The 14,216-nt window shown below is 73.0% G+C and carries 15 protein-coding genes; all 15 read left to right on the top strand.

Translation table 11 applies throughout. From position 1 onward, the window contains the following. The first annotated feature begins 156 nt into the window (after nucleotides 1-156). The 15 genes from ABC795_RS03290 (at nucleotide 157) to ABC795_RS03220 (ending at nucleotide 13,358) form a co-directional block, all read left to right on the top strand. On the top strand, nucleotides 157-438 hold the full coding sequence (locus tag ABC795_RS03290) for a flagellar FlbD family protein (protein ID WP_347059465.1): 282 nt from the start codon (nucleotides 157-159) through the stop codon (nucleotides 436-438). A 3-nt stretch (nucleotides 439-441) separates the two neighbouring features. After that, a complete protein-coding gene (locus ABC795_RS03285) occupies nucleotides 442-1,212 on the top strand; it encodes a MotA/TolQ/ExbB proton channel family protein (protein WP_347059464.1) in 771 nt (256 codons plus the stop codon). A 28-nt stretch (nucleotides 1,213-1,240) separates the two neighbouring features. Then, complete coding sequence (locus ABC795_RS03280) at nucleotides 1,241-2,140, top strand: flagellar motor protein MotB (RefSeq protein ID WP_347059463.1); 900 nt, start codon at nucleotides 1,241-1,243, stop codon at nucleotides 2,138-2,140. Further along, on the top strand, nucleotides 2,137-2,619 hold the full coding sequence (locus tag ABC795_RS03275; RefSeq protein ID WP_347059462.1) for a flagellar basal body-associated FliL family protein: 483 nt from the start codon (nucleotides 2,137-2,139) through the stop codon (nucleotides 2,617-2,619). Before ABC795_RS03280 ends, ABC795_RS03275 begins: the two co-directional genes overlap by 4 nt. Before the next feature lie 186 nt (nucleotides 2,620-2,805). Continuing rightward, nucleotides 2,806-2,997: a hypothetical protein gene (locus tag ABC795_RS03270; RefSeq protein WP_347059461.1), complete on the top strand. Its 192-nt coding sequence runs from the start codon at nucleotides 2,806-2,808 to the stop codon at nucleotides 2,995-2,997. 277 nt (nucleotides 2,998-3,274) lie between these two features. Further along, entirely contained in the window at nucleotides 3,275-4,255 is a 981-nt protein-coding gene (locus ABC795_RS03265; RefSeq protein WP_347059460.1) for a flagellar motor switch protein FliM, read from the top strand. Next, complete coding sequence (fliN, locus tag ABC795_RS03260; RefSeq protein ID WP_347059459.1) at nucleotides 4,252-4,992, top strand: flagellar motor switch protein FliN; 741 nt, start codon at nucleotides 4,252-4,254, stop codon at nucleotides 4,990-4,992. The genes ABC795_RS03265 and fliN overlap by 4 nt, the downstream gene beginning before the upstream one ends. Before the next feature lie 5 nt (nucleotides 4,993-4,997). Beyond that, nucleotides 4,998-5,435, top strand: a complete 438-nt coding sequence (locus tag ABC795_RS03255) for a flagellar biosynthetic protein FliO (protein ID WP_347060676.1) — start codon at nucleotides 4,998-5,000, stop codon at nucleotides 5,433-5,435. After that, nucleotides 5,432-6,280 (top strand): flagellar type III secretion system pore protein FliP, encoded by an 849-nt coding sequence (gene fliP / locus ABC795_RS03250; protein WP_347059458.1) that lies wholly within the window; start codon nucleotides 5,432-5,434, stop codon nucleotides 6,278-6,280. Before ABC795_RS03255 ends, fliP begins: the two co-directional genes overlap by 4 nt. A gap of 2 nt (nucleotides 6,281-6,282) precedes the next feature. Beyond that, a complete protein-coding gene (fliQ, locus tag ABC795_RS03245) occupies nucleotides 6,283-6,558 on the top strand; it encodes a flagellar biosynthesis protein FliQ (protein ID WP_347059457.1) in 276 nt (91 codons plus the stop codon). A 4-nt stretch (nucleotides 6,559-6,562) separates the two neighbouring features. Next, nucleotides 6,563-7,327, top strand: a complete 765-nt coding sequence (gene fliR / locus ABC795_RS03240) for a flagellar biosynthetic protein FliR (protein WP_347059456.1) — start codon at nucleotides 6,563-6,565, stop codon at nucleotides 7,325-7,327. Then, nucleotides 7,327-8,478 carry an EscU/YscU/HrcU family type III secretion system export apparatus switch protein gene (locus ABC795_RS03235; protein ID WP_347059455.1) on the top strand — a complete coding sequence of 384 codons (1,152 nt, stop codon included), beginning with the start codon at nucleotides 7,327-7,329 and terminating at the stop codon, nucleotides 8,476-8,478. The genes fliR and ABC795_RS03235 overlap by 1 nt, the downstream gene beginning before the upstream one ends. 86 nt (nucleotides 8,479-8,564) lie before the next feature. Beyond that, complete coding sequence (gene flhA, locus ABC795_RS03230; protein ID WP_347059454.1) at nucleotides 8,565-10,610, top strand: flagellar biosynthesis protein FlhA; 2,046 nt, start codon at nucleotides 8,565-8,567, stop codon at nucleotides 10,608-10,610. Further along, a complete protein-coding gene (locus ABC795_RS03225) occupies nucleotides 10,591-13,116 on the top strand; it encodes a hypothetical protein (RefSeq protein ID WP_347059453.1) in 2,526 nt (841 codons plus the stop codon). The genes flhA and ABC795_RS03225 overlap by 20 nt, the downstream gene beginning before the upstream one ends. Continuing rightward, complete coding sequence (locus ABC795_RS03220; RefSeq protein ID WP_347059452.1) at nucleotides 13,113-13,358, top strand: hypothetical protein; 246 nt, start codon at nucleotides 13,113-13,115, stop codon at nucleotides 13,356-13,358. Before ABC795_RS03225 ends, ABC795_RS03220 begins: the two co-directional genes overlap by 4 nt. The last annotated feature ends 858 nt before the right edge of the window (nucleotides 13,359-14,216 follow it).

Below are 14,216 nucleotides of genomic sequence, written 5' to 3'. Positions count from 1 at the left end.
GGCGGAAGGCCGACGGCCCGATCACCCGGACGGGTGACCGGGCCGTCCGTGCCACGCCCCCGGCCAGGACCTTTCGGCTCAAGGAAGCCCGTCCCGGGACCGATGAGAACAGTGCCGCCCGTTGCACGGGCCCCACCGAGCAAGAGGACCGACCCCGTGATCCGAGTGACGCGCCTGAACGGCGACCAGTTCGCGCTCAACCCCGACCTGATCGAAAGGGTCGAGGGCCACCCGGACACGGTGGCCTTCCTGGTGGACGGCACGAAGTACGTGGTTCGGGAGAGCGTGGACGAGGTCCTCCAGGAGATCCGCGAGCACCGCGCCGGCATCCTCGCCATCTCCTACGCGATGGACCGGGGAACCTACCGCCGGCACATCCCCGGGCAGCAGGTCAGCGGTTCGTCGGTCGTGCCGTTCCCCGTCCGAGAGGAGCGCTGATCCGTGGATCCGGCCACCCTCATCGGCTTCGGCGTCTCGCTCGTCGCCCTCCTCGCCTTCATGGTCATGGAGGGCGCCGACCCGACGTCGCTGATCTTCCTCCCGGCGATCATCCTGGTCATCGTCGCCACGTTCGGTGCGGCGATGTCCGGGCAGACGATGGACGACATCAAGAAGCTGCCCGCCTGGTTCACGATGGCGGTGATGCCGGCCAAGGTGGCGCCGCCGACCGACCAGATCCGGATCCTGGTGACGCTCGCGGAGAAGGCCCGCAAGGAAGGCCTGCTGGCGCTGGAGGCCCAGGCCAAGGCGATCGAGGAGCCGTTCCTGCGACGCGGCCTGCAGATGGCCATCGACGGCACCGACCCCGAGGAGCTGCGCGCGGTCCTCGAGAGCGAGATCGCCGCCAAGAAGTCCGAGGACAAGGTCGCCGCCAAGTTCATGACCACGATGGGCGGCTACGCGCCGACCATCGGCATCGTCGGCTGCATCGTCGGCCTGATGAACGTGATGGGGAGCCTCAGCAACCCCGAGGCGCTGGGCCCGATGATCGCCGCGGCGTTCGTCGCCACCCTGTGGGGCGTCATGGCCGCCAACTTCTGGTTCCTGCCGATGGGCGCCAAGATCATGCGGGTCAGCGAGCTGCAGGCCGCCCAGATGGAGCTGCTCGTCGAGGGCATCACCGAGATCCAGGCCGGTACCAGCCCGCGCGCCGTCCGGCTGAAGCTGACCTCCCTCGTGCCGCCGGGCTCGGTCGCCAAGGAAGCCGCGTGAGCACGCCCGGAACCGCCCGGACCGGGTCGTGAGCGCCGGGCGCGTCCGGCGCCGCGGCAAGAAGCACGAGGAGGAGGAGCACGAGAACCACGAGCGGTGGATGGTGTCCTACGCGGACATGATGACGCTGCTGTTCGTGCTCTTCGTGGTGCTCTTCGCCATGAGCCAGGTCGACCAGGCCAAGTTCGCCGCCCTGGCCAAGGGCCTGGCGCAGACGCTGGGCACCCCGATCACCGTGCAGCCCAGCTCCACCCCCGAGGGTTCGGTGCTCGATGGGCTGCCGGCCGTGATCGACATCGCCTCCGCCATCCCGCCGGACCCGACGGTGCAGCAGGCGCAGGTCGACCAGGCCGCGGCCCAGGCGGCGGCCGAGCGCGCCGAGCGGGTCGCCGCCGAGGCGCAGCAGGCGTACGCCGAGCTCGCCGCGGCCCGCGACCGGATCGAGGCGGCGCTCGCCGCGGCCGGCTACGCCGGCGCCGCGCGCTACGAGATCGACGAGCGCGGCCTCGTCGTGCACATCGTGGCCGACCAGGTGCTCTTCGACGCCGAGGAGGCGGCGCTGCGGCCCGATGGCCGCGCCATCCTCGCCGCCGTCGCGCCCGCCGTCGCCGGGCTGCCCAACGAGCTCGGGGTCGAGGGGCACACCAACCACCTGCCGGTCACCCGGGGCGGCCCGTGGCCCTCGAACTGGGAGCTGTCGACGTATCGCGCCACCACCGTCCTGCGGTACCTGGCCGCCGAGGGCGTCCCGCAGCCGCGGATGTCGGCCACCGGCTACTCCTCGACCCGGCCGCTGGTGCCCGAGGCGGACCCGAACGCCGTCACCGTCAACCGGCGGGTCGACGTCGTCGTCCTGTCCACCGCCTCGGCGGAGGCCAACGCCCTCCTGCCGGGCATCGACGCCGCCAACCAGGGAGATCCCGAATGAGCAAGCAGGACAAGAACGCCCCCGCCGAGGGCGAGGAGACCGAGGCCAAGAGCGGGAAGAAGAAGCTTCTCCTCGTGCTGGCCGTCGCCGTGCTCGCCGGGGCGGGCGCCGCCTACTTCTTCCTGTTCGCCGGCTCGGGCAAGGCCGAGGCGGAGGAGGAGCCGGTGTCCAGCGGCACGTTCCTCGCGCTGGACCCGGTGGCGGTCAACCTCGCCGGTGGCGGCTACCTGAAGATCGGCGTGGCCCTGGAGCTGACCGAGGACGGCGCCGCGGGTGGCGGTCACGGTGGTGGCGGGCCGGACGGCTCCAAGGCCATGGACCTGATCATCTCGACGTTCTCACAGGCAGACCCGCGGGACGTGACCGGTGCCCGCGAGGCGCTCAAGGAGTCGCTGCAGGCGAAGATCATCGAGGCCTACACCGACCACGACGTCAAGGCCGTCATGGGCATCTACTACACCGAGTACGTAACCCAGTGAAACGCGACGAACAGTTTCGCTAATCCCCGAGTTCTCCGGCCTTACCAGCAATGCATAGCCGACGAAGGTGGATGGACGCCTCGTCGACCGGTCACCAAGAGCTGGCGACCACTACCCGCCACCGGGCGAGGCGCGGCCCCTGTCACGTTGCAAACCCGACAGGGTCCGGATGGTTCGCAGGTCGTCGTGGTCTGGGTCTCGCGTGACGTCTTCGAGTCCGAACACCTGGCGCCGATGACGCTGACGGCGAGCGAGGCGCGCCCGATGTGGCTCGATGTGAACACCGACATCATGGGTGCCGCCGTCGTGCCGCTCTCGTCCGTCGAAGTTCGGATCCTCGACCCGGTCGGGCTGAGTCAGCTGGGCAATGTGCGCTGAGTGGGGCTTTCAGCCCCTGGAGCTACCACTCAGCGCACATTGTCCCCCGCCGACCGGGTGTGATCGGAGGAGGCGCTGGTGAGTACTGAGAATGCGCCGTACTACACGGAGTACGTGACGCAGTAGCGCCCGTCCGACCACTCAGCGGTGCCCTTCGGTCACGGAGGGCACCGGAATGCGGCATCACCCGCCCCACCCGTACCGCACCCCCCGGGCGGCACGGCGTCCCCCGGCCGACCGGTCAGGGTGCCCGTGGTCCCCGCCGATGAGGGGTTGCGTGACCACCCCCGAGACCGGACCGGCCCCGGCCGCCGCGCCGGCCCCGGCTGCCGCCGGCCCGGGCGGCCGCAGCCGCCGCGGGGAGCCGCGCACCTACGACTTCCGCCGCCCGACGAAGCTCTCCCGCGAGCACGTGCGGGTCATGCAGATCGCCCAGGAGGCCTTCGCCCGCCAGGCGACGACGATCCTCACGACGTTGCTCCGCACCGGCGCCCGCCTGGAGCTGGGCGGCATCGAGCAGTTCTCCTACGACGACTACATCGGGACGCTGCCCGATCCCAGCTTCATCACGACGTTCAGCATGGAGCCGCTGGCCGGCAAGGGGCTCCTGGCGTTCCCCCTCGACATCGCGATGGCGATGCTGGACCACATGCTCGGTGGCTCGGGCAACGCCGCCCAGCCCAACCGGCCGATGACGGCGATGGAGACCACCATCACCAACCATCTGCTCGATCGGCTGCTGGACGAGTTCGCCACCTCGCTGTCGTCGATCACCGGCGTCCAGCCGGTGCTCCTCGGGCGCGAGTACAACCCCCAGCTCGCCCAGGCGGCCGCCGGCTCGGACACCGTCATGGTCGCCACCTTCGCCATGGCCGTCGGCAGCCGGGAGGGCGAGGCGACGCTCGTGCTCCCGTTCTCCTCCTTCGCCCAGGCGCTGAACAACGCGGCGTCCCCGCAGCTGTCGGAGTCGGCTCTGCGCAAGCGGCAGCGCGCCCGTGAAGCGCTGGTCGCACGGCTGAACCTCGTGCCGGTCGACGTGAGCGTGCGCTTCGCCCCGCTCACCGTCTCCTCCTCCGACCTGCTCTCCCTCGCCGTCGACGACGTGCTGCTGCTCCGCCATCCGCGGGACAGCCCGCTGGAGGTCACGACCAACGACGTGACGTTCGCCTACGCGATCGCCAGCAACCACCGGCGGCGACTCGCCGCCTCGATCGTCCCCACCCCGCACGCTCCGCACGCCGCGAAGGACTCCGCATGACCGCGCTCCGCACCGACTCGCAGGACTCCCAGACCGTCACGTCGGTCGTCGCCGCGGCCGCCCGCGCGGCCGCAGCCCTGGTCCCCTCGACCTCCGTGCTCACCGCCGGCGCCCCGGTCAGCGACCCGGACACCGTGCCCCTCCCCCCGGCCGCGGCGATCGCGGTGACCGCGGGCCTGTCCGGCGAGGTGTCCGGCGACGTCGTCCTGGTGATCTCCGGTGAGGTCGTCGACGCCCTGCAGCACTCCCCCGTCGGGCAGATGGACGTCGCCTCCGCGCTGCGCCCCGCCCTGGAGGCGGCCGCGGCGACCCTCGGCCGGGTGCGGGTCGCCTCCGAGCGGACCGAGGAGCCGGTGGCCGCGCTCGACGGGCTGCGCGACAAGGGCATGTTCGTCGCCGTCCCGCTCCTGGCCGACGGCGAGCACCAGGCGACCCTGGCCCTCCAGGTCACCCTTCCGGCCACCCGTGACCAACGCGGCAGCATCGAGCTGCTCCGGCACGTGGCCATGGAGGTCACCGTCGAGATCGGGCGGACCCGGATGACCGTGCAGGAGCTGCTCTCGCTGCACCCCGGCGAGGTCGTGGAGCTCGACCGCGCCGCCAGCGCCCCCGCCGACCTGCTGGTCAACGGCACACTGATCGCCCGCGGCGAGGTGGTCGTCGTCGACGAGGACTTCGGGCTGCGGATCAGCGAGATCGTCACCGACGCCGCAGAGCTGGGAGCCCAGGCCTCGTGACCTGGATGATCATCCGGCTGTTCCTGTCGCTGGCCCTGATCGGCGGCGTGCTGTGGTTCGCCGCCCGGCTGGCCAAGAAGAAGGGGCTCGGCCAGGGCAACGGCCTCATCGAGGTCGTGGCCCGGCAGCGCATGGGCCGCACCAGCTCGGTGAACGTGGTGCGCATCGCCGACGTCGTCCTGGTCATCGGCGCCACCGAGGAGCAGGTCACGCTGCTCGCCGAGGTCGACGGCGACGCCGTGGAGGCCGCGCTCGGCGAGCGGCGCGCACCCGCCCGGCTGCGCGCCGCCGACGGGCCGGCCGACGCCGACGACGCACCGGCGACCCCGGTGCCCGCCGCCCGCTCCTCCGCCGAGGGCGTCCTGGCCGGGTCGGTGCTGGACCGCCAGGGCTGGGGCACGCTGGTCGCCGAGCTGCGGGAGCGGACGGTCCGCCGGTCATGACGGCCCTCGTGCGCCCGCTGCCGCGACCGGCCACCGGCCGCGCGACCCGGCATCGTGCCGCCGTCGTGCTGCTGGCGCTGCTGGTCGTCGCCGTGGCGGCGGTCCTGCTCGCCGGCCCGGCGTCGGCCGCACCGACGGCGCCCACCGACCCCACCGCGCCCGTCGCCCCGGTGGTCGACGGGACCGTGGACATCTCCATCGGCGACGGCTCGCCGAGCAGCTCCATCACCCTGATCCTGGCGATCACCGTGCTGTCGGTCGCGCCCTCGGTGCTGCTGCTGGCCACGTCGTTCACCAAGATCATCGTGGTCCTGGGGCTCACCCGGAATGCGCTCGGCATGGCGACCTCGCCGCCGAACCAGGTGCTCACCGGCATCGCCCTGTTCCTCACGCTGTTCGTGATGGGCCCGGTGTTCTCCGACATCAACGCACTCGCCGTCCAGCCGTACATGGACGGCGCGATGTCGGTGTCGCAGGCCTACGACGCGGGCGTCGTGCCCCTGCGCGAGTTCCTGCTGGACAACACCCGCGAGGACGAGCTGAAGCTGATGATCGGGCTGTCGGGCGAGGAGGCCCCGGCCGATGCGACGCAGGTCAGCATGACGACGCTGATCCCGGCGTTCGTGCTCTCGGAGCTGAAGAGCGCGTTCATCATCGGGCTGGTCATCTTCATCCCGTTCCTGGTCCTCGACATGCTCGTCAGCGCCGCGCTCATGGCGCTCGGCATGATGATGGTCCCGCCGACCATCGTGTCGCTGCCCTTCAAGCTGCTGCTCTTCGTCGTCGTCGACGGCTGGGCGCTGATCACCACCGCGCTGGTGGGTTCCTACGGGGGGGTGGGGTAGCCGTGAGTGACGCCGATGTCACGGAGATCGCCGCGCAGACCATGATGGTCGCCGCGAAGGTCGCCGCGCCCATCCTGCTGACCGCGCTGCTCGTCGGCTTCCTGATCTCGCTGTTCCAGGCGGCGACGCAGATCCAGGAGGCCACGCTCTCCTTCGTCCCGAAGATGATCGCCGTCTCCATCGCCCTGCTGGTGACCGGGAACTGGGTGCTCGCCGAGCTGGTCAGCTTCACCCACGCCCTGTTCGACCAGCTGCCGGCGCTGCTCGACCGGACGTAGCGCCGTGGACCTCTCGGTCCCGGCGGTCACCCTCGCGGCCCTGCTCCTCGGCACGGCGCGCGCCGCCGGCTTCGTGCTGCTCGCCCCGCCGTTCAACTCCCGGGTCATCCCCGGGGCGGTCAAGGGCGCCCTGGCCCTCGCGCTGTCGGTGCTGCTGTCGGCCCAGATCGCCCCGACCCTGCCGACGCCGACGGCCGGCTTCCTCCTGGTCACCGCCCTCACCGAGGTGGTCATCGGCGCGGCGCTGGGCTTCGTCGTCCAGGTGCTGTTCACCGCCGTCCAGATGGCCGGCGACATCCTCGACGTCACCGGCGGCTTCTCGCTGCAGCCGGGCTACGACCCGATGGCGATGACGCAGAACAGCTCCCTGGGCAAGCTGCACTACCTGCTGGCCAGCACCCTGCTGTTCACCAGCGGCGGGCACCTGCTCATGGTCAAGGGGTTCGCCACCTCCTACGAGGGGCTGCCGGTCGGCGGTGAGGTGCCCACCGACCAGATCGCGGCGGTCCTCATCACGGCCTTCTCCATGATGTTCCTGGCCGCGCTGCAGATCGCCGGGCCCATGGTCGCGGTCCTGCTGCTCGCCGACGTCGCGCTGGCCCTGCTCAGCCGGGCCGCGCCGGCGCTCAACGTCTTCGCCCTCGGCTTCCCGGTGAAGATCATGCTGACCCTGGCGATGCTGGGGCTCACCTTCCCCCTGCTCCCCCCGGCCCTGGACGCCCTGCTCGAGCACGGCACCCGCGCCATGATCTCCCTGCGCGGCGGCTGATGGCCAAGGACGGACCGGGTGGTGAGAAGACGGAGAAGCCCACTCCCCAGCGCCTGAGGAAGGCGCGCAAGGACGGGCAGATCCCGCGCACCCAGGAGCTGGGCACCTGGCTGGGCGTGGCGGCCGCCAGCTTCCTGCTGCCGATGCTCGTGGGCAACGCCTTCGACGCCGCGCAGCAGCTGTTCGTGCACGTGGGCACGGTGGTCGACGACCCCCAGCCCGCCGCCGTCACCGCCCTGCTGGGCAAGGCCCTGATCGCCTTCCTGACGACGCTGCTCCCCACGGCCATCGCGCTGATGCTCGTGGGGGTGGCCTCGTCAGCGGCCCAGGGCGGCGTGCACGTGACGACCAAACCCATGCAGCCCAAGCTGAAGAAGTTCAACCCGTTCCCGGGCCTCAAGCGCATGTTCGGCACCCAGGGCCTCTGGGAGGCGGCGAAGGCGCTGATCAAGACCGCCGCGCTGGGCACGGTCGTGGTCATCACCAGCGACCGGGCGCAGGCGCTGGTGTCCTCCGCCGGCGCGCTGCCGCTCTCGGCCGTCGCGGCCACCTTCACCGACTCGGCCGTGCTGATGTTCCGCGTCGTCGCGGTCACCGGCCTGGTCATCGCCGTCGCCGACTACGTCGTCGTGCGGACGAAGACGAGGAAGCAGCTCAAGATGAGCAAGTACGAGATCCAGCAGGAGCACAAGCAGGCCGAGGGCGACCCGCACATGAAGGCGCACCGCCGCGGGGTGCAGATGGCGATGTCGCGCAACCGGATGATGAGCGAGGTCGCCGAAGCCGACGTCCTGCTGGTCAACCCGACGCACGTCGCCGTCGCCCTGAAGTACGACGCCGCCAAGGGTGCGCCGCGCGTGGTCGCCAAGGGCGCCGGGGCGGTCGCGGCGAAGCTGCGCGAGAAGGCGGCCGAGGCCCGCGTCCCGATGGTCCAGGACATCCCCCTGGCCCGGGCGCTGCACGCCTCCTGCGACCTCGGCCAGGAGGTGCCTCCGCAGCTGTTCACCGCGGTCGCCCGCGTGCTGGCCTTCGTCATGCACCTCGGTGCGCGCGGGGTCCGCGGCGGGTTCCACCGCCCCGGCTTCGAGGCACCCGACACGACCGACCTGCCGAAGGCCGGCCGGCGCCGCCCCACCGCCGCCGCCGCCTGAAAGAGGACCCCGGTACCGGTTCCGCAGCGGGCTGCCGATGAAGGAGGGGTGAGCCAGCGTCTGTTCGCCGCCCCCGGAGCGGGCGAGTGAAGGGCCTGGGCAAGGCCGCCGTCCCGATCGGCGTCGTCGCCATCGTCCTCATGCTGGTGGTGCCGCTGCCGGCCGAGATGATGGACCTGCTGATCGGCGTCAACCTCGCCGTCTCGCTGCTGGTCCTGCTGGTCGCCATGCAGATCCGGAAGCCGCTCGACTTCGCCGTCTTCCCGTCGCTGCTGCTGGTGGCGACGCTGTTCCGGCTGTCGCTGAACGTCTCCTCGACCCGCCTCGTGCTCACCGACGGCTACGCCGGCAAGGTGATCGAGGCCTTCGGGCACATCGTCATCGGCGGCTCGCTCATCGTCGGGCTCGTGATCTTCCTGATCCTGACCATCGTGCAGTTCGTGGTCATCACCAACGGCGCCGGCCGCGTCGCCGAGGTCGGCGCCCGCTTCACCCTCGACGCCATGCCCGGCAAGCAGATGGCCATCGACGCCGACCTCAACGCCGGCCTGATCAACGAGGCCCAGGCCCGCAAGCGCCGGCACGAGGTCACCGCCGAGGCCGACTTCTACGGCTCGATGGACGGCGCATCGAAGTTCGTCAAGGGCGACGCCATCGCCGGCATCGTCGTGACGCTGGTGAACCTCATCGGCGGGTTCGCGATCGGACTGATGCAGCGCGGCCTGGCCCCGGCCGAGGCCGTCAGCACGTACTCGCTGCTGACCGTCGGCGACGGCCTGGTGTCGATGATCCCGGCGCTGCTGATGTCCACCGCGACCGGCATCATCGTGACCCGGTCGGCGACCGAGGGTGACATGGGCAGCGACCTGATCGCCCAGCTCGGCCGGTTCAAGCAGCCGGTGCGCATCGCCGGCGGCGCCGCCCTGGCGCTCTGCCTGATCCCCGGCCTGCCCAAGCTGCCCTTCCTGCTCGTCGGCGGGTTCTTCCTGTTCCTCTCCACCCGGATGACCGACGAGCCGGAGGTCGACGAGGAGGCCGAGGCCGCAGCCGCGGCGGCCGAGCTGGAGCCGGCACCCGACTCCCCCGAGGCGATCGCCGAGAAGATGCGCGTCGACCCGTTGGAGCTCGAGGTCGCATTCGACCTCGTCGACCTGGTCGACACCGCCCGCGGCGGCGACCTGCTCGACCGGGTCAAGGCGCTGCGCCGGAAGGTCGCCATGGAGACCGGTCTGGTCATCCCGCTGGTGCGCACCCGCGACAACCTGGACCTGCCCTCGTCGCAGTACGTCATCTGGCTCAACGGCGTCCCCGTGGCCAAGGGCAGCTCCCCCGCGGGCACCGTCCTCGCCATCGGTGATGCCCTGGACGGCCTGCCCGGCAAGCCCACCCGCGAGCCCGTCTTCGGCCTGGCCGCCAAGTGGGTCCCCGCCGAGCTCCAGCGCGCCGCCGAGATGGCCGGGGCGACCGTCGTCGACCGCTCCTCGGTCATCACCACGCACCTGGCAGAGGTCGTCCGCCAGAACGCCGCCGAGCTCCTCGGCCGGGAGGACGTCCGCCTGCTCGTGGAGATGGTGCGCCGCTCGCACCCCGTCGTCGTCGAGGAGCTGACCCCCACGCTGCTCACCCTGGGAGAGGTGCAACGCGTGTTGCACGCGTTGCTCGCCGAGGGTGTGTCGATCCGGGACCTGGTGCGCATCTTCGAGGCACTCTCTGTGCGTGCCAAGCACTCGACCGAATCGGACGGCCTCGTCGAGGCGGCGCGGTCGGCGCTCGGGTCGGCGATCAGCCAGCCCTACGTCACGCCCGACGAGCGGCTGCACGTCCTCACGCTGGAGCCGGGCTTCGAGCAGCGGCTGCTCGAGTCGGTCCGGCAGACCGAGATGGGCGCCGTCCTGGCCCTCGATGCCGGCGCGGTGGACGCCCTGGTCCACGGCTGCAGCGGCCTGCTCGAGGACGCCGAGCGGCAGGGTCTGTCCCCGGTCCTCGTCTGCTCGCCCCAGGTCCGCGCGGCCCTCGCGCGGCTGATGCGCCAGATCCTGCCCCGGCTGCCGGTCATCTCCTACGCGGAGGTGTCCCGGACGGCCCAGATCGAGTCGCTGGGAGTGGTGAGCGGTGCCGTTGCGATCCGTTGAGGCCGCTACGCGCGACGACGCGATCGCAGCTGCGCGTGAGCAGTTCGGGCCGCACGCCCGGGTCGTGGGCGTGCGCCGGGTCCGGTCCGGTGGCGTGCTCGGTTTCTTCGCCACCGAGCGCTACGTCGCCGAGGTGGCGCCCGACCAGTTCGTCCGGCCCGGCGTCCCACCGTCGGCCGGCCCCGTGCCCACCGCCGGCGTGGAGGCGTACGACTCCCCGCTGGCGTCGGCCGTCCCGGCGCGCGCCCGCACGACGGCGCCCGCCCGCAACGGGGCCGCCGCGTGGGCCGCGGAGGCCGCGCGCGCCGGCTCGCCGGAGACGCCCTCCGGCACGGCCCACCGCGCCCCGGCGCCGGAGCTGTCGGTGCGTCCGGTCGGCGACGACGTGCAGCGCCATGCCCGCCTCGACGACCGGCTCGACGAGCTGACCGGCCTGCTGGGCGGCGCCCCCGCGGCCGCTCGCGCCACGTTCCGGGCCGCCGCCCGTGAGCCGGCCACCGCCGCTCCGCGCCTGCGGACCACCCCGGCGCCGGCGGAGAAGCCGGCGACCGCGTCGCAGGACGACGCCCTGGCTCCCTCACCCTTCACCGCCGCGCTGGCCCGCATGGTGTCCGGCGACCGCGAGGTGCGCCAGGCCGTCGCCGAGGCGCTGGAGCAGCCCGCCTCGGAGCCGGCTCCCGCGATCGTTGCGTACGAGGCGACCGGCACTCCCGCACCCCACCCGGGCCTGGCTGCGGCCATCCGATCAGCAGACCCGTCGTCGCGGTCCGAGGTTGCGCACCAGGAGGACCCCACGGCGAGAGACCAGGCCACCGCGCCGGCCTCCACGTCCGCGACCGCGTTGCCCGCCTGCATGGCGTCGGAGCAGCCCGTCGATCCGTCACCGTCCACGCGGCAGGAGGAGATCGCCGAGGCGCTGCGCGCAGCTCTGGCGCAGGGGCACTCCGACGAGGCCATCACCGGCATCCTGCGCAAGATCCTCGCGGGGGATTCGCCGCAGGAGGCCATCGCCGAGCCGGCCGTCATCGCGCCCTCCCTCTCCGAACCGTCGTCCCCCGTGGAGATCGTCGAGCCTGGCGCGGTCGAACCGGCTGCCCCGCTGTTCCCGGAGTCCGTCGCGGCACCGGTCGCCGAGGCCGTGGTGGCCACCGAGCTCCCGGCGTCCGCGTCGTCGTCCCCCCTGTTCGGCGCCCCGGCTCCCAGGGCGACGGTGTCCGACCTCGGCTGGGGTGCGTCTGCCGCGACCACGCTGCTGTGGGGAGAGCCGACCGCCGACGTCGAGGACCGGCTGCCGCCGGTCACCGCGGAGGCACCCGTCGCCCCGGCTGTCGACGACGAGCCGGTGGCGGAGGAGTCCGCAGTCGCTGCCGAGGAGCCCGAGGAGGTGGCCGAGGAGGCGGTGGCCGCGGAGGTCGCCGCAGCCGGGATCGTCGAGTCCGCGGAGGTCGCGCCGATGCTGGCCCGCACCGCCAGCGACCCCGCTCCCCTGCCCATGTCCCTCGATGCGACCACCGTTCTGCCGCGGGTCTCCCTCCTCCCGCCGCTGCCGGGTGCCCGGGGTCGCGGCCTGCCCCCCGTGCCGCCGTCGTCCTCCCGTCCCGCCGTCCCGTCCACGCGTCCGGGGACGCCCAGTGCCCCCGAGGTGGCTCCCGCGCCGGAGGTCACCGCCCCGGCCCCGCGTGCGCTGGCGACCGTCACCCGGCTGCCCGTGGCACCGCTCATGGCGAACGACGACCTGCCGGTGATGCCGGAGCTCGACGACGCCGACGAGGCGCTCGCGCCCGTCGAGGCCCCGGCGGCAGCCGCACCGCGGGCCGCGCCCGCCCCGGCTGCGCCCGACGAGGTCGTCACCCGGCTCGCCGGGCTGGGCCTTCCGCGTGAGCTGCTCGGTGAGGACTTCACCGACCGGGTCGAGGCCGACGGCACCTACGCCGCGCTCACCCACGCGCTGGCCGTCCGGCTGCCCGAGGTGCCCGAGCCGCCCAGCGGCGCCGGCGACGTGCTGTTCGTGGTCGGCCCCGGGGTGGAGACCCTGCGCGCCGCCCGGACGCTCGCCGCCTCGCTCCGCCTGGACCCCTACCGGGTGCAGTGGGCGACGCGCGGCGACCTGGCCGGCCTCGCTTCCCAGGGCAGCCGCATGACCACCACCGACGCAGCGATCGACCGCCGTCAGGAGGCGGCCCATGCCGGCACGGTGACCATCGTGGCCGTCGACGCCCCGCTGCGCAGCGACGCCCACTGGATGGGGCAGATGCTGGACGTCTGGTCGCCGGTGGCGGTGTGGGCCGTCGTGGAGGCCACCCGCAAGCCCGAGGACCTGGAGCTCTGGCTCGACGGGCTGGCCCGGGTGGACGCGCTGGTCGTGCAGGACACCGACCTCAGCGCCGACCCCGCGGCCGTGCTGCAGCGCCTGACCGTGCCCGTGGCCCTCCTGGACGGCGCGCGCGCCACGCCGCACCGCTGGGCGTCGCTGCTCTGCGAGCGCCTGGACGGCCCGCAGGCATGAACCCGCTGCGCTGGGACGTGCTCCTCGTCGGGTTCGTGCTGGCGGTCCCGGTGCTCGCGCTCGGCGTGCGCGGTGACTTCACGACCGAGGAGGTGGTGAACCGGCTGCCGTGGTGCCTGGCCGCCGGCTGGGCGGCGGTCGCGCTGGTGCGGACGGTCGTCGCCCCGGTCACGCCCGCTCCCAAGCCGCGGCGCCGCCCCGCGCCGCGGCCGGCACCGGCGGACGAGCCGGCCGACGCCTGACCCGACCGGTCGCTCTGGGGGTGCTTCTCCCGCTTGCCGGGTCCCGCAGGACTCCACGAGTGCGAACGTGCACCCTCAGAGCACCGTCGTCCACAGCCGGCACGTCCGTCCACCGGAACGCCCGGGCACTGGTGAGGACGCTCCCCGCGCCGGACGGTCGGCGCATGACCGAACCACCCGACACCCCTTCCCTGCTCCTGCGCCGCGAGGCCGTCGCCGCCGGCTGGTCCGACGACGAGCTGGCCCGGGCGGTGCGCTCGGGCAGCCTGACCCGGCTGCGCCGGGGTGCCTACGTCGACGGCGTCCTCGCGCCCGCGTCGACCGCACGCCACGGGCTGCTGGTGCGCGCGACCCTGGCGGCCCTGCGCCGGCCGGCGGTGGTGAGCCACCAGTCGGCCGCGGTCCTCCTCGGGCTGCCGCTGTGGAACGTTCCCCTCGACCGCGTCCACGTGACGCGCCCCACCGGCGCCCGGAGCGACCGCAGCGGCGTGATCTGCTGCCACGTCGCCCGTCTCCGCGACGACGAGGTGGTCGACGTCGGCGGGGTGCCGGTCACCGACCCCGTCCGCACGGTGCTGGACCTGGCACGGTCCCAGCCGCACGAGACGGCGGTCGTGAGCATCGACGGCGCCCTGCACCGGGGGCTGCTGACGCACGACGCGCTGCGCGCCCGGCTGTTCGACGTGGTGGGGGCGCCGGGCGCCCGGAGCGCAGCGCGGGCGGTGGCCGCGGCAGACGGACGGAGCGAGAGCGTCGGCGAGAGCCGCAGCCGGGTGATCCTCCACAGGTGGGAGCTCGCACCGTCGGCGCTCCAGTTCGAGGTCCGGTCCGGGGGCGGCGAGCTGGTCGGGCGTACGG

The sequence above is a fragment of the Blastococcus sp. HT6-30 genome (genome assembly GCF_039729015.1).
Classification (GTDB): Bacteria; Actinomycetota; Actinomycetes; order Mycobacteriales; family Geodermatophilaceae; genus Blastococcus.
Note: the sequence above shows the minus strand (reverse complement) of the source record. Positions and strands in the feature narration are given on the sequence as shown.

What these genes read in the sequence shown, in the direction of transcription:
- ABC795_RS03275 (WP_347059462.1), top strand. Translation starts at nt 2,137, where the DNA reads ATGAGCAAGCAGGACAAGAACGCCCCCGCCGAGGGCGAGGAGACCGAG.
- fliN (WP_347059459.1), top strand. Translation starts at nt 4,252, where the DNA reads ATGACCGCGCTCCGCACCGACTCGCAGGACTCCCAGACCGTCACGTCG.
- ABC795_RS03255 (WP_347060676.1), top strand. Translation starts at nt 4,998, where the DNA reads ATGATCATCCGGCTGTTCCTGTCGCTGGCCCTGATCGGCGGCGTGCTG.
- fliP (WP_347059458.1), top strand. Translation starts at nt 5,432, where the DNA reads ATGACGGCCCTCGTGCGCCCGCTGCCGCGACCGGCCACCGGCCGCGCG.
- ABC795_RS03235 (WP_347059455.1), top strand. Translation starts at nt 7,327, where the DNA reads ATGGCCAAGGACGGACCGGGTGGTGAGAAGACGGAGAAGCCCACTCCC.
- ABC795_RS03220 (WP_347059452.1), top strand. Translation starts at nt 13,113, where the DNA reads ATGAACCCGCTGCGCTGGGACGTGCTCCTCGTCGGGTTCGTGCTGGCG.